At 72.1% G+C, this 12,988-nt stretch carries 11 protein-coding genes and 1 tRNA gene; 3 read left to right on the top strand and 9 right to left on the bottom strand.

What is annotated here, in order from left to right:
• The first annotated feature begins 54 nt into the window (after nt 1–54).
• Nucleotides 55–2,475, top strand: a complete 2,421-nt coding sequence (locus ACIGAN_RS19490) for an SCO7613 C-terminal domain-containing membrane protein (RefSeq protein WP_399858985.1) — start codon at nt 55–57, stop codon at nt 2,473–2,475.
• Nucleotides 2,476–2,482: 7 nt separating this feature from the next.
• On the opposite strand, the gene ACIGAN_RS19485 is transcribed toward ACIGAN_RS19490, so the two are convergent.
• The 7 genes from ACIGAN_RS19485 to ACIGAN_RS19455 all read right to left on the bottom strand — a co-directional run bounded on the left by ACIGAN_RS19485 (nt 2,483) and on the right by ACIGAN_RS19455 (nt 10,538).
• On the bottom strand, nt 2,483–5,218 hold the full coding sequence (locus ACIGAN_RS19485) for an exo-rhamnogalacturonan lyase family protein (RefSeq protein ID WP_399858983.1): 2,736 nt from the start codon (nt 5,216–5,218) through the stop codon (nt 2,483–2,485).
• 117 nt (nt 5,219–5,335) lie between these two features.
• Entirely contained in the window at nt 5,336–5,926 is a 591-nt protein-coding gene (locus ACIGAN_RS19480; protein ID WP_399858980.1) for a hypothetical protein, read from the bottom strand.
• A gap of 7 nt (nt 5,927–5,933) precedes the next feature.
• A complete protein-coding gene (locus ACIGAN_RS19475; RefSeq protein WP_365742848.1) occupies nt 5,934–6,854 on the bottom strand; it encodes a carbohydrate ABC transporter permease in 921 nt (306 codons plus the stop codon).
• Complete coding sequence (locus ACIGAN_RS19470) at nt 6,851–7,852, bottom strand: carbohydrate ABC transporter permease (protein ID WP_365097050.1); 1,002 nt, start codon at nt 7,850–7,852, stop codon at nt 6,851–6,853. The genes ACIGAN_RS19475 and ACIGAN_RS19470 overlap by 4 nt, the downstream gene beginning before the upstream one ends.
• Entirely contained in the window at nt 7,852–9,141 is a 1,290-nt protein-coding gene (locus ACIGAN_RS19465; RefSeq protein ID WP_399858976.1) for an ABC transporter substrate-binding protein, read from the bottom strand. Before ACIGAN_RS19465 ends, ACIGAN_RS19470 begins: the two co-directional genes overlap by 1 nt.
• A gap of 791 nt (nt 9,142–9,932) precedes the next feature.
• Nucleotides 9,933–10,004: transfer RNA gene (locus ACIGAN_RS19460), tRNA-Val, on the bottom strand.
• Between the two features lie 75 nt (nt 10,005–10,079).
• Complete coding sequence (locus ACIGAN_RS19455) at nt 10,080–10,538, bottom strand: TIGR02611 family protein (RefSeq protein ID WP_365097044.1); 459 nt, start codon at nt 10,536–10,538, stop codon at nt 10,080–10,082.
• 191 nt (nt 10,539–10,729) lie between these two features.
• On the opposite strand from ACIGAN_RS19455, the gene ACIGAN_RS19450 reads away from it, so the two are divergent.
• Nucleotides 10,730–11,143, top strand: a complete 414-nt coding sequence (locus tag ACIGAN_RS19450; RefSeq protein ID WP_004002642.1) for an SsgA family sporulation/cell division regulator — start codon at nt 10,730–10,732, stop codon at nt 11,141–11,143.
• A 286-nt stretch (nt 11,144–11,429) separates the two neighbouring features.
• The gene (locus tag ACIGAN_RS19445) at nt 11,430–11,990 is read left to right on the top strand and encodes a CGNR zinc finger domain-containing protein (protein WP_365097042.1); all 561 of its coding nucleotides are present in this window, start codon (nt 11,430–11,432) and stop codon (nt 11,988–11,990) included.
• Nucleotides 11,991–12,062: 72 nt separating this feature from the next.
• On the opposite strand, the gene ACIGAN_RS19440 is transcribed toward ACIGAN_RS19445, so the two are convergent.
• On the bottom strand, nt 12,063–12,239 hold the full coding sequence (locus tag ACIGAN_RS19440; RefSeq protein ID WP_365097039.1) for a hypothetical protein: 177 nt from the start codon (nt 12,237–12,239) through the stop codon (nt 12,063–12,065).
• Between the two features lie 153 nt (nt 12,240–12,392).
• The gene (locus ACIGAN_RS19435; RefSeq protein ID WP_399858972.1) at nt 12,393–12,833 is read right to left on the bottom strand and encodes a hypothetical protein; all 441 of its coding nucleotides are present in this window, start codon (nt 12,831–12,833) and stop codon (nt 12,393–12,395) included.
• Nucleotides 12,834–12,988: the final 155 nt, after the last annotated feature.

The following is a 12,988-nucleotide window of genomic DNA, read 5'->3' as shown; positions in this document are numbered from 1 at the left end:
TCTGCCCACTCGGGGGGAGGGTCCGGCTGAGTACGCGCCTGAGTATCCGCGCTCATGTCCGGCGCGGTGACGCGGGCCACACTGCCTGCCATGACGCACCTTCCGCCCCCGGCCGAGGAACTGCGGCTCCTCGACGCCGAACTGCGGCAACTGGACGCCCGCCGGGCCCAGTTGCTGACCCGCCGCGCCTGGCTGGTCGCGGCCCTGCGGCAGACGGCACAGCCGTCGCGGCCCTGGGCGCAGCCGAGGACACCGTCCGCGGGTGCGCCCCGCCCGGAGGCCGCCGCGCCCAGCGTGCAGAACGTGCTCCTGGTGCTCGGCGGCGTCCTGCTGACGCTCGCGGCCGCGGTGTTCACGCTGGTCAGCTGGGGGCACATGGGCATCACCGGGCGGGCGCTGGTGCTCGGCGCGGTCACGCTGACCGCGCTCGCGGTGCCCGTGCCGCTCCTCGGGCGGGGGCTGCGCTCGACGGCCGAGGCGGTGGCGGGGCTCGGGCTGGCCCTGACGGTGCTGGACGCGTACGCCCTGCACGCGGCGGCCCTCGCCGGGACGGACGGGACCGGGTACGCGGCGGCCGCGACCGCGGCGCTGGCCGCGGTCTGGGCGGCGTACGGTCTGCTCCCGGCCACGGCCGCGCTGCGGCTGCCGCTGCCCGCCGCCGTGGCGGCGGCCCAGTTCCCGCTGCTGCTGGGGGTGCTGGCCGCCGGCGCGGAGCCGTCCGTGATCGCGGCCGCGCTGCTGGTGACGGCCGGGCTGGACACGGTGGTCGCCCTGCGCGTGCCCGCCGCGTCGGTGCGCATCGCGGCGGTGGTCGGCGCGTATGCCACGGGCGGCTGGGGTGTCCTCGTGGCCGGCTGGCTCTCCTGGACGGCGGACGGTCCGGGCGCCGCCTCCCGCGCGGGGGCGCTGCTGCTGCTCGCGGCGGGGATCGCCCTGGCCGCGGCCTGGCGCGGCACGGGAGCCGCCCACTCCCTCGGCCTCTCGATCGCCTCGGGGCTGCTCGCCGTCGGGGCGGCCGGCGCGGTGCCGCGCACGGTGGTGCCGTCGGCGTGGGTCGTGCCGGTCCATCTGGCCCTGGGGGTGGCGCTGTCGGCCGTGCTGCGGGCCGGTCGGCTGCCTCGGGCGGTGCGGCACGGCGGCGTCTGGGCCTCCGCCGCCGTCCAGGGACTGGCCCTGCTGTGGACGCTGCCGGTCCTCGCGCTGGTGGTGCTGGGGCCGGCCGGGTGGCTCGGCCGGGTGTGGAGCGGTGCGCCGTCGGACGCCCGGGCGGCCGTGGCCGTGGACGCGCCCTGGCCGCCGGACGCGGCGACGGCTCCCGTGGTGCTGCTGGTGGTCGCGGCGGTGCTCGCGCGGGTGGTCCGCGTCGAGCAGTGGCGTGCACGCGCCCGCCTCGGTGCCCTGGGCCTCCTCTGGGCGGCGGCGCTGCTGCTCCCGGCGATCCTGACGGTTCCGTACGCCGCGGGGGCCGCGGTCCTGGCCGTGCTGACGGCGGCCGCGCTGTATACGGCCCGTACCGCCTGGGCCGAAGCCCGGATCACCGCCCTCGTCCTCGCGCTGGTCACGGCCGTCGACCTCACGCTGGTCTCCCTCGCCTCCCGGAGCGCGACGCTGATCGTGCTGTCCGTGCTGACGGCCCTGCTCGCCGCGTTCTCGTGGCGGACGGAACTCGCCTTCTGCACGGCTCCGGCCGCCCTGGTGTACGCCGCCGCGCTCGCCTCGGCCGCCGGCGCCGCGGCGGACTGGCCGCCGGCCCGCACGGCCCTGCTGGTGCTGGCCGTGCCCGCGGCCGCCGCCCTGCTCGCGGCGCGGCCGGCCGAGCCCCGGACGGTGGTGGCCGTGGAGATCACCGCCGCGGCCACCGGCCTGCTCGCCGTGGGCCTCGCCGCCACCGACCCGCCGCTGCTCGCCGTGGTGCTGGCGCTGTGCGGTGTGATCGCCGCGGGCACCGCGCTGCGTCCCGGCCGCCGCCCCGTCGGGTACGCGGCCACGGCCCTGTTCGTGCTGGCCGCGTGGGTGCGCCTGGTCGCCTGGGACGTGTCCGCGCCCGAGGCGTACACGCTCCCGGTGACCGTCCCGGCCCTGCTCGTCGGCGCCCTGCGCAGGCGCCGGGACCCGCGGGTCACGTCCTGGACGGCGTACGGCGCCGGACTGGCCGCCACCCTCCTGCCGAGCCTGGTCGCGGCCTGGGGCGACCCGCACTGGACGCGCCCGCTGCTGCTGGGCGCGGCGGCGCTGGCAGTGACCCTGCTGGGCGCCCGGCACCATCTGAAGGCACCCCTGGTGCTGGGCGGGGCGGTGCTGACCCTGGTCACACTGCACGAACTCGCCCCGTACGTCGTGCAGGTGACCGGGGCACTCCCCCGCTGGGCACCTCCCGCCCTCGCCGGGCTCCTGCTGCTCGCACTCGGGGCGACGTACGAGCAGCGGCTCCGGGACGTCCGGCGGGTACGGGAGGTGCTGGGCAGGATGAGCTAGGCGCCGGCTAGGGCATCCTGTCCCCCAGCAGAGCCAGGTTCTCGATCGCGGCGAGGCCGTACAGCGAGGTGTCGTTGGTGGAGATCCACGGCGCCTCGCTGCCCGGCACCAGCGTCAGCGGGCCGCTGAGCTTCTCGGTCTTCCAGGGCGCGGACTCCTTGTAGCCGTCGGAGTTGTAGAACTTGTCCCAGGCGCGCCGGGCGAGTTTCTCGTCGCCGGTCTGGACGGCGGCGTAGGCGTCGAGGCGCGAGTGGCCCTGGAAGAGGATGAGGGAGCCGAAGTTGCTGCCGTAGCGGGCCGCCTGTTCGGCCTTGGTGGCGTTGAAGTAGCGGCAGTAGTCGAGGTACGCCTCCTTGAACTCCGGCATGTCGACGAGGTCGATGAGTTCCGCGCACAGTTCGTTGAGGCCGAAGACGGCCGACAGGTGCGAGACCTCGACCTTGGGCTGGGCGGCGACGGCGAACCTGCCGGTGTCCAGGTCGTACAGGCCGCTGCCCTGCACGAATCCGTTGGGCTGGGCGGCGATGGTCTCCATCGTGGACAGCACGCGCGCCCTGGCCTTCTCCCACTTGGGGCCCCTGCGCTCCCACTCGGTCAGCCACGCCGAGACCAGGCCGCTCCAGTCGGTGCCGAAACCGATCGACAGGGCGTGCCGGTCGGGTGTGTACGGCTCGGTGCGGATCTTGCGGATCGGGTCGAGGACGAGGAACGTCTCGTCGGAGTCGACGTTGGCGTGCATGAGGTCGCCGACGCGTTCGTCGGCGGTGAGGAAGTAGTAGTAGCGGCGGTAGGTGGTGTTGGCGATGCGCTGCTGCTTGGCGCTGTCGGCCCAGTGCTGGACGCCGTGCCGGGTGCCGAGGCCGGCCCACGTGCCGAGGTGGTAGACGTCGACCTCGCCGGTGTGCCGGGTCATGGCCTCGGCGAAGCGGAAGATGTCGGCGCGGCCGCTTCTGAGATACGCGTACCAGAGCCACAGGTCGGGCGACAGCTCCGAGTTGTCCCAGGCGTAGCCGCCGACGTCGTAGCGCCACTGGTGCCGGACGGTGTCGTAGGTGTGCATGATGTCGCCGTAGTCCCAGAAGCCGTACCACCGGCGCATCTCCACCTGGTCCTTGTAGTAGGTGAAGAGGAAGTCGAGGTGGTCCTCGATCTTCGCCTTGGCCGGGGTGGAGCGGTCGGGTTCGGCGAACAGGCCCTTGCCGAAGACGCCCGCCTCGATGAGCTGTTTCGGCGGGGCGGCGAGCTGCGGCAGGACCCGGACGGCCTCGACCTGCTCGGCGAGCGTCTCGGCGCTCGGGGTGGCGGCGTTGGCCCAGAACAGCAACTCGGAGGTGCGGGCGATGCCGTAGGGCGTGCCGAAACCGGGCTCGTAGTCCTCGTAGGTGATGTTGAGGCCTTCGAGCTGTTCGGGGAAGGTGTCCTGGCCCATGCCGTCGTGGTAGAAGCGCAGGTCCATGGGTTGCGCTTCGGGGGACCAGAGCCAGAGGGTGACCTCGGCCGCGTCGGTGTGGGCGTCGCGGATGTCGAGCTGGGCGGGGAACTTCTCCCAGAAGTCGCGCAGGCCGAAGGAGAGTCCGCCGCTCACGCCGCCGACGTAGCCGAAGCCGGAGGCGCGCCGGCCGCCGCCCGCGCCGATCCAGCCGTAGCCCTTCTTGGTGCGCTTGCGCAGGGTGAAGCCGTCGGCGGAGAGCTGGGAGAGGGTGTAGTCGCCCCACTCGGGGATGTACTGCAGGCGGGTGGTGACCCGTTGGTCCCAGGTGGCCGGGTCGGGCAGCTGCTTCCCCCCGTACTGGGCCGCCTGCACGGCCGCGCCCGGGTCGCGGCGCAGTCCGGTGATGCCCTTGACGGCCTCGCGCAGCAGGCCGGTGCCGTCGCCGCCGATGCGGATGTGGCGGTCGTAGGACTCGTCGCGCATCGGCACGGTGAAGCGGACGCCGAGGCCGCGCACGAAGTCGCCGGATGCCTTGCCCGGCTTCTGGGTGCCGTCGTAGGTGATGGTGTGCACCATGCGGAAGGAGTCGGCGCCCGCGTAGAAGTAGAGCCGGAGGGAGAACGGCAGCCAGCTGCGGTCGCCCTTGCGGTGCTTGCCGTCGATGCGGACGACGGCGCGGACCGGGCCGTCCTGCTCGACCCGGACCTCGGAGACGGCCCCGTCGAAGCGCTCGGTCCTGACGGTGCCCTGGTCCTCGTCCTCGAACTCCGGCTGGCGGATCAGCACCAGGCGGCCGTTGCGGGCGATCTCGGTGGAGCCGCGGGTGACGGACTTGACGAGCGTGGAGCCGGACGTGCCGATCCGTACGGTGATGACGCCGGTCGAGACGTCGATGGTGCCGCCGCGCCGGGCGACGGTCACCTTCTTCTCGGGTGCGGCGGGCGCGCCGGGCGTGAGGGTGAGCTTGCCGGTGCCCGAACCGACCGCGTGCGCGGTCCACTTGAGGGAGCCGTCGGGCCAGTGGGCGAGCGGCCACGACTGCACGGGGACGGCCTTGCCGTCGGCGTCCGTGAGCGCGAAGGTCTGGTCCTCCTGGTAGGCGCCCTTCGGCCAGGGGACGCCGACGGTGGAGCCGGGGGCGGCGCCGAGGCCGCCGTCCTCCAGCCAGTCCAGGACCACCGGGCCGGGCTCGGCGGGGGCGGCCGCGGGCGCGGCCTGGGCGTCCTGCGCCCCCAGCGCCCAGCTGAACTGGGCGGCGGCTCCGGCGACCGCGGCCGCCTTGAGGAGGGATCTGCGGGGGATGGGAGACATGGGGGTTGCTGCCTTTCCTCGTCCGTGCGGGACGCGCGTCCGTGCGCGCGCTGGTCAGGGGCATGACAGAAAGAGACGCGGCGCCCGGGGCGCCGGCCTGACGACGGGCACCGCCGGTCAGCGGTGCCGGTACCGCTCCTCCACGGCGACGGCCGCCGCCGCCACGGCCCCCAGGGCGGGGACCGCCAGCGGCGCGGCGAACCAGGCGGATCCGGCCACCACGGCCGGCCCCGCCATGAGCAGGAAGGACCCGGCCGGGTCGCGTACCGTGCGGCGCCCGGCCCGCGCGAGCAGCGTCCGCCAGCGGGCGCCCGGCTCCCACACGGCCGCCGCGCGCAGCCCGGCCACGGCGAGCCCGATCAGCGCGACGACCCCGACGGCGCCGGCCGCCGGCCCGCCGGGGATCCCCGCCCGGGCCGCCTGCACGTCCACCCACACCGCGGCCACCGCCGCCCACCCGGCGAGGCCCGCGAGCCACCCGCCGCGCAGGGCCGCGCGGAAGTCGGCGACGAACTCCCGCAAGCCCCCGCCCTCGTGGGCGGTACGACGGCGCAGGTGCCGCGCCCCGGCGGCGAAGGCGGCCGGGTACGTCACGACGCCCAGCGAGGCCACCGCGATCCACACCCCGGTCAGCAGCGACTCGGCGAACACCGCGAACCGCTCCGCGAGCAACGACTCACCACGTGGCTTCACCCGTGTCCCGGCCATGCCCGTCTCAGCCCTTCAGACCCGACGTGGCCATGCCGTCGATCAGATAGCGCTGGAAGGCGAGGAAGAAGGCGAGGACCGGCAGCAGCGCGACCAGCGACATGGCGATCATGCCGCCGTAGTTGGCCACGGCGTCCTGGTCCACGAACATCTTCAGCCCCAGCGAGACCGTGTACTTGTCGGGCTCGTTCAGGTAGATCAGCGGGCCCATGAAGTCGTTCCACGCGTTGATGAACGTGAAGATCGCGCTGGTGATCAGCGCCGGACGGCACAGCGGCAGCACGATCGACCAGTAGATCCGCAGATGCCCGCAGCCGTCGAGCCGGGCCGCCTCGTCCAGCTCCCTGGGCAGGTTCCGCATGAACTGCACCATGAGGAAGACGAAGAACGCCTCGGTGGCCAGGTACTTGCCCAGCAGCAGCGGGGTGTAGCTGTTGATCATCTCCAGGTTGCGGAACAGCACGTACTGCGGGATGAGCAGCACGTGGTACGGCAGCAGGAGCGTGCCGATCATCAGCGTGAACAGCAGGTTCCGGCCCGTGAACCTGATCTTCGCGAAGGCGTAGGCGGTCAGCGAGCAGGACACCAGGATCCCGATCACGGAACCCACGGCGAGGATCAGCGAGTTGACGAAGAACGTGGAGACGGCGATGTCCGCGATCCCCTCGCCGAGCCGCGTGTAGTTCGTGGTGACCGGATCGCCCGGGAAGAGGTCCAGGCTGCCGACGATGTCCTCGCTCTTCTTGAACGAGGCGCCGACCACCCAGACCACCGGGTAGAGGATCACCCCGAGGATCAGCAGGGAACCGACGTGCCAGGCGAGGGACCCGGGGAGCTTGCGGCGGAAGGCCCCGGTGGAGGCCTTGCCCCCGGTGGCGGGTGGGGGTGCCGCCTGATCGAGCGTGGCCGAGAGACGGGGTGAGCTCATCGGGCGCCCTCCTCGTAGTGCACCCAGCGTTTCTGGGACCAGAACAGCACCGCCGTCACCAGCGCGACCGCGATCAGCAGCAGCCAGGCCATGGCGGAGGCCAGACCCATCCGGCTGTTCTCGAAGCCCTGCACGTAGAGGTAGCAGGTGTAGACCATCGAACCGTCGGCCGGACCGCAGGCGTTGCCCCCGGCGCCGCCGCCGACGATGTACGCCGAGCTGAAGATCTGGAACGAGTGGATGGTCTCCAGCAGGACGTTGAAGAAGAGGACCGGCGAGATCATCGGCAGGGTGATGTTCCAGAACCGCCGCAGCGTGCCGGCCCCGTCGACCTCGGCCGCCTCGTACAGCTCCCGCGGGACCTGCTTGAGGCCGGCGAGGAAGATGACCATGGGAGCGCCGAACTGCCAGACGGTGAGCGCCACCAGCGCGTAGATGATCATGTCCGGGTCGCCGGTCCAGCCGCCGACGTCGATCCCGAACAGCTTCTGCGTCCGGTCGACGACCGCGTCGTCCGAGAAGATCGCCTTCCACACGATCGCGACGGAGACGCTCGCCCCGATCAGCGACGGAGCGTAGAACGCCGCCCGGTAGAAGGCCTGCCCGCGCCGCTTCTGGGCGAGCAGCAGAGCCACTCCGAGTGCCGCGATCAGCTTCAGCGGCGTGCCGACGGCGACGTACCACAACGTCACCTGCACCGAGTGGCGCCAGCGGGGATCGCCGAACATCTCGGAGAAGTTGTCGAGGCCGATCCACTTCGGCGGGTCGAAGAGGTTGTAGTCGGTGAACGCGAAGTAGAGCGAGGCGATCATCGGGCCCGCCGTGAGCAGCAGGAACCCGGCGATCCACGGGGACATGAAGAGATAGCCGGCCAGGTTCTCCCGGCGCCGCCGCCGCTTGAGGGCGGCGGGGCGCGCGGGCTTCACCGGACCGTGCCGCGGCTCGGAGTCCCGGGACAGGCCCTCCATCGCAGGGGCGTGCGTCACGGTGGTTCCCATCAGGTGCCGAGAGCCGTCTTCGACTCGGTGAAGAACTGCTTGACGGCCTCGTCCACCGACCGCTTGCCGAGGCCCAGCTCCTCCGCGATGCGCAGGAACGCGGACTCGCAGATGTCCGCGCCGTTCGGGTGCGGCGTGATGGGCTCCAGGACCCCCGCCTTCACGAGCGACTCCTCGTAGGCGGCGATCGCCTTGTCGACCTCGCCGGTGGGCTGGTAGGCGTCGAACTGCGCCTGGGTGGCGGGCACGCCGCGGTCGTAGCCCATGATCTTGGCGACTTCGGGGTCGTGGACCATGAAGTCGATGAACTGGGCGACCTCTTTCGGGTGCTGGGTGCGCTTGGAGGCGCTCAGCATGAGCGAGCCGAGGTACTGGCCGGTCTTCTTGCCGTCGGTGGTGGGGATCGGCGCCAGGGCGTACTCGCTCTTGCCCTCGGCGCTGTAGCGCACGGTGAAGTTGTCCCAGGTGAACTCGCTGCCGCAGAGCTCCGCCGCGAGCGCCGACTTGGGCTTGATCTGGGCCACCTTCTTGGGGTCGGCGTAGAGCCCTTCCTCGACGCCCTTCTCGGCCCTGGTCCACCAGTCCGTCAGATCCGCCTCGGTGAAGCCGAGTCCGTCCTCGGTGAAGAAGGCCTTGCCGTGCTGGCGCAGGTAGAGGTCGTAGAGGTACATGACGCCGTACATACCGCTGTCCCCGGCGCGGCCCGTCCTGTCGCGGATCCTCTTCATGCCCGCTTCGAAGTCGTCCCAGGTCCAGCCCTGCTCGGGCTTGACGCCGGCCTTGGTGTAGACGGGCTTGTCGATGACGAGGGCCATCGAGTTGGAGCCGACGGGAACGCCGAGCAGCTTGCCGTCTATCTCGCCGAACTTCTCCAGCCCCGCCCGGAATCCCTCCATCCGGAGGTTGCCCGCCTCGACCTGCTCGCCGAGATCGAGCAGGACGTTCTTAGCGTCGTATTTGCGGAGGAAGCCGACGGCATTCTGGAAGACGTCCGGCGGATTTCCGCCGGAGGCCTGCGTGTTGAACTTCTTCCAGAAGTCGAGATAAGGCTGGAAGTCCGTTTTCACCTTGATCTTCGGGTACTTCTTCTCGAAGAGCGCGATGGTCTTCCTGATTCTCTGCGCCCGATCCTCCGCACCCCACCACGCATAACGGATCGTCACCGTCCCGTCAGCGGACGCCCCGCCGTCACCGCCGCACCCGGTGGTCGCGGCCAGCCCCAGCGTCGCCGCCGTGGCCCCGGCCGCCTTCAGAAGCGTACGTCTCTCAACATTCCTGCCGTGCACCACCGTTGGACCTCCCCGCACGTTGCCCCGCTCGCATGAATCGTTTCAAGTAAGCGCTTGCTGGCACAAGTTACGGAGGGGCCGATGGTGCGTCAATGATTCGGACAAGAATTTCTCAGCGCAGGGACGAGGTGCCGGGCCGGGCGAGGCGGTGGCGGCGGGCCGGCGGCGCGGGACGTCGCTGGTGAGATACGTGCGACCGGCGGGGCGAACGCGCCGGGACCGCCCGGACGGGTTCCGGGGCGACCGAAAGACGACGGTGGGGCGGAGGGGGCCGCGTGGTGCGCGGGAACGATTTCCCGCCAGACAGCCGGCGACGCGGGAGGGCAACAGCGCGTGACGGAAGCGGGTCGACCTGCGGATCTTGCGAGGGCCGATCATCGACGGCGGGGGGGCGCGGTGTCCGATCTTGCGCGCCCGGCGGGGCGGTCGCGCCAGGTCTCGAACGACCCGGTCAGCCGGCTTCGGCCGGGATCGCGCATCCCGCCGGAGGCGGGTCGTGCCAGGGGTCGAACGACCCGGCGGGTCGGCCCGGGGCGGGAAGCACGAGCCCGGCAGGGGGCGTGCCGCGTCCGGTCTCGCGCGGCTCGCGCGGATGCGTACGGCCCGAGGACGGACCAGGGGCGCCGTGCGGGCCGGGTGGAGCGGCTGTCGCATGGACGTCTGGCGGCTATGGCGGTGCGGGGCGGCGTCGTGACCGCCCGTAAGGGCCGGAGCCGGCCGTCCCCGAGGCGCACCCGCCCACGAACGACGGCGGCCCACCCGCGTTGTCGCAGGTGGGCCGCCGTTCCGGGTGGGCGATACTGGGTTCGAACCAGTGACCTCTTCGGTGTGAACGAAGCGCTCTCCCACTGAGCTAATCGCCCGGACGCAGGAAGAACATTACCCCATGTCAGGGGGTGCCTGTGACCAGCGGTCAGCGCCGGCACCCCCGCCGCGGATCACTGGTTCTCGATCTTCCAGGGCATGACGAGGCCGAACTTCCACAGATAGATACCGGCCAGTACGCCCACGACGACCAGCCCGATGCTCGTCAGGATGATGTTGCGGCGCCGCACCTTGGGGTCGAGGGCACGCTGCGCCGCCTCGGTGACCTTCCGCTTGGTCCAGCGGAGCACCAGCTGCGCCCACACGAACTCGGTCGCCCAGATCGCCATGCCACCGAAGATCACGACCCAGCCCGGCCCGGGCAGGGGCAGCATGATGATGCCCGCCACGACGACCGCGAGCCCGATGATGAAGACCCCGACCTGCCAGCTCACGTGCAGCAGCCGACGCGCCTTGACGAATTCCGGTGCCCGCGAGCCGAGCCCCCGATGCGGCTCGTCGTGCGCCTCGTTCGTCCCCGTCTCGTTCGATGCCACGGCCACCTCGCCCGGCTCGTCACTCCCCGTATTCATACGGCCAAACACTACCCGAGCGAAACCAGTCACCGGAATGGACGCACGGCGCGAACGATCTCTCGGCCGGAAGAGTTACGTAAAGGCACGCAAAACACTCAGAGGGGTTTACAACGGCACCGTAGGTGGCATGTCGATTTCGCCGACGTGCGAATCCCCGAGCGCACACTGAGCGAAAGGCCCTGGCGCTTATGAACACCACGGTCAGCTGCGAGCTGCACCTGCGCCTCGTTGTGTCGAGCGAGTCCTCCCTGCCTGTCCCCGCAGGCCTGCGGTACGACACGGCCGACCCCTACGCCGTGCACGCCACCTTCCACACCGGAGCCGAGGAAACCGTCGAGTGGGTGTTCGCCCGCGACCTCCTCGCCGAGGGACTTCACCGCCCCACGGGCACCGGCGACGTCCGCGTCTGGCCGTCGCGCAGTCACGGTCAGGGCGTCGTGTGCATCGCCCTGAGCTCGCCGGAGGGCGAGGCTCTGCTGGAGGCCCCGGCGCGGGCCCTGGAGTCCTTCCTGAAGCGCACCGACGCCGCTGTGCCTCCCGGCACGGAACACCGCCACTTCGATCTGGATCAGGAGCTCTCACACATCCTGGCGGAAAGCTAGGCCGAGACCTTCACAAAGCCGCCCGGCGCCGTCGACTCGGGGAGACGGCTCGGGCTCGGACAACCGCATACGGGAGACACCGGCGCCTGCACCGCGGAGCACGCGGGGCGGCGCCGGTCCGCGTCGCGCCACCGGCCGCCGGGGCCGCCTGGGGAACCATGGCGGCCCCGGCGGCGTTGTATTCGAAGCCATGTGCGGGCGTGAGGGCGGTCCGGCGGATGCGGAGCCGTTACCATCGGCCCCCACCGACGGGCGCCTGCCCGACCCCCAGGCCAGGGAGCGAATCGTGCTGATCACCCATGACACCCGGTGCGCGCTCGACACCGTGGTCGATCTGGTGAACACCGCACCGGAGGACGACACGGCAGCCGACGGCCTGCCGGACGTGGCGACTCTCGCGGACTTCGTGCGCAACCACGAGATCAGCGATGTCGGCGTGCTCTCGGAGTTCGATCTGTCCGCGGTGCGGAAGATCCGCGGCCGGTTCGCCTCGGTCTTCGCCGCCCCCGACGCCCGGACCGCCGCCCACCTGATCAACGAGCTGGTCGCCGCCGCCGGCACCACCCCCCGGCTCACCGACCACGACGGCTACGACTGGCACGTGCACTACTTCGCGCCCGGCGCGTCCGTCGCCGACCACCTGGCGGCCGACTGCGGGATGGCGCTGGCGTTCTTCGTGGTCGCCGGGGAGCAGGAGCGGCTGCGGCGCTGCGAGGCGCCCGACTGCCGGCGCGCCTTCGTCGACCTGTCCCGCAATCGCTCCCGCCGCTACTGCGACAGCCGCACCTGCGGCAACCGGCTGCACGTGGCCGCGTACCGGGCCCGGCGCAAGGAGGCGGCCGGCTGATCGCGGGGCCGCCGGGCGGACGTCGATGCCGACGCGGTCCCGGCGGGTGGCGCCGGGTACCGCGGGTACGGCTCACAGCAACAGCAGATCGTGCAACGAGGCCATGAGCAGCAGACACCCGATCACCGCCAGGAAGATCATCAGCGGTGGCTGGGAAAGGGCGAAGAGGCAACCGCGTGGTTCGTCCCGAGGGGGACGGGGCCCGTCCTGCGGCGGGGCGGGGTCGCTCTGTTCCGTCGTGTCCAGCATCTCGCGGCGATGATGACGCAGTCGCCGGGCCGGGCGCGATCGGCGGCCTCGATCCGTGCGGGTGTGCCCCGATTCCGTGAGGTCCGGTTCGGCTTGTGATCACTTCCGTGCACCCGGGGACGCTCTGTGACGGTTCGGCCTGCCGCGCGGTCGTCAGATGCCGTGCTTCTTGAGGATCGCCTCGATGTCGCTGAAGTCGTCGTCGCCCCGGGGCGCCGCCGCGGGGCGGGCGGCCGGGCGTGTGCCCCGGCCGAGGGAGGGCGCCGAGGCCGCCGGGGCCACCGCGTCGGGGCGGTCCGCCGCGCGGGCCGCCGCCCTGCGCTCCTTTCGGGTGCCGCCGCGGCGGCGCTCCACCACGCGGGTGGTCGCCAACAGCACCCACGCGAGACCCAGCACACCGAAACCGGCCCAGGCCGTCGGGCTGAAGGCCGTGTCGGCCAGCCATTCGACCACGCCCGTCATCACCAGCCCGATCGGCACCAGCGAGTACGCCGCGATGCGGACCGCCGCGAGGAAGCGCCTGCGGTAGGCCGTGACGGCCGCGATGCCCAGGCCCGCCGCGGACACGGCGGAGCAGACGGTCTCGGCAATCATCCGGTCCTCCAGGCGTGGCGCGGTCGGGCGGGGCACTTCGTCCCTTCCATCCTGCACCCGCGGAACCCCGGCGGGCCATGCCGCGGTCCGACATCAGGGACATCTCCGGGTCCCCTCCTCCCCAGGTGCCGGTGCGGGCTGCGCCCCGGGCCGCG

The sequence above is a fragment of the Streptomyces sp. NPDC085931 genome (genome assembly GCF_044540565.1).
GTDB lineage: Bacteria > Actinomycetota > Actinomycetes > Streptomycetales > Streptomycetaceae > Streptomyces.
Note: the sequence above shows the minus strand (reverse complement) of the source record. Positions and strands in the feature narration are given on the sequence as shown.

What these genes read in the sequence shown, in the direction of transcription:
- ACIGAN_RS19490 (WP_399858985.1), top strand. Translation starts at nt 55, where the DNA reads ATGTCCGGCGCGGTGACGCGGGCCACACTGCCTGCCATGACGCACCTT.
- ACIGAN_RS19485 (WP_399858983.1), bottom strand. Translation starts at nt 5,218, where the DNA reads ATGTCTCCCATCCCCCGCAGATCCCTCCTCAAGGCGGCCGCGGTCGCC.
- ACIGAN_RS19480 (WP_399858980.1), bottom strand. Translation starts at nt 5,926, where the DNA reads ATGGCCGGGACACGGGTGAAGCCACGTGGTGAGTCGTTGCTCGCGGAG.
- ACIGAN_RS19475 (WP_365742848.1), bottom strand. Translation starts at nt 6,854, where the DNA reads ATGAGCTCACCCCGTCTCTCGGCCACGCTCGATCAGGCGGCACCCCCA.
- ACIGAN_RS19470 (WP_365097050.1), bottom strand. Translation starts at nt 7,852, where the DNA reads ATGGGAACCACCGTGACGCACGCCCCTGCGATGGAGGGCCTGTCCCGG.
- ACIGAN_RS19455 (WP_365097044.1), bottom strand. Translation starts at nt 10,538, where the DNA reads ATGAATACGGGGAGTGACGAGCCGGGCGAGGTGGCCGTGGCATCGAAC.
- ACIGAN_RS19450 (WP_004002642.1), top strand. Translation starts at nt 10,730, where the DNA reads ATGAACACCACGGTCAGCTGCGAGCTGCACCTGCGCCTCGTTGTGTCG.
- ACIGAN_RS19440 (WP_365097039.1), bottom strand. Translation starts at nt 12,239, where the DNA reads ATGCTGGACACGACGGAACAGAGCGACCCCGCCCCGCCGCAGGACGGG.
- ACIGAN_RS19435 (WP_399858972.1), bottom strand. Translation starts at nt 12,833, where the DNA reads ATGATTGCCGAGACCGTCTGCTCCGCCGTGTCCGCGGCGGGCCTGGGC.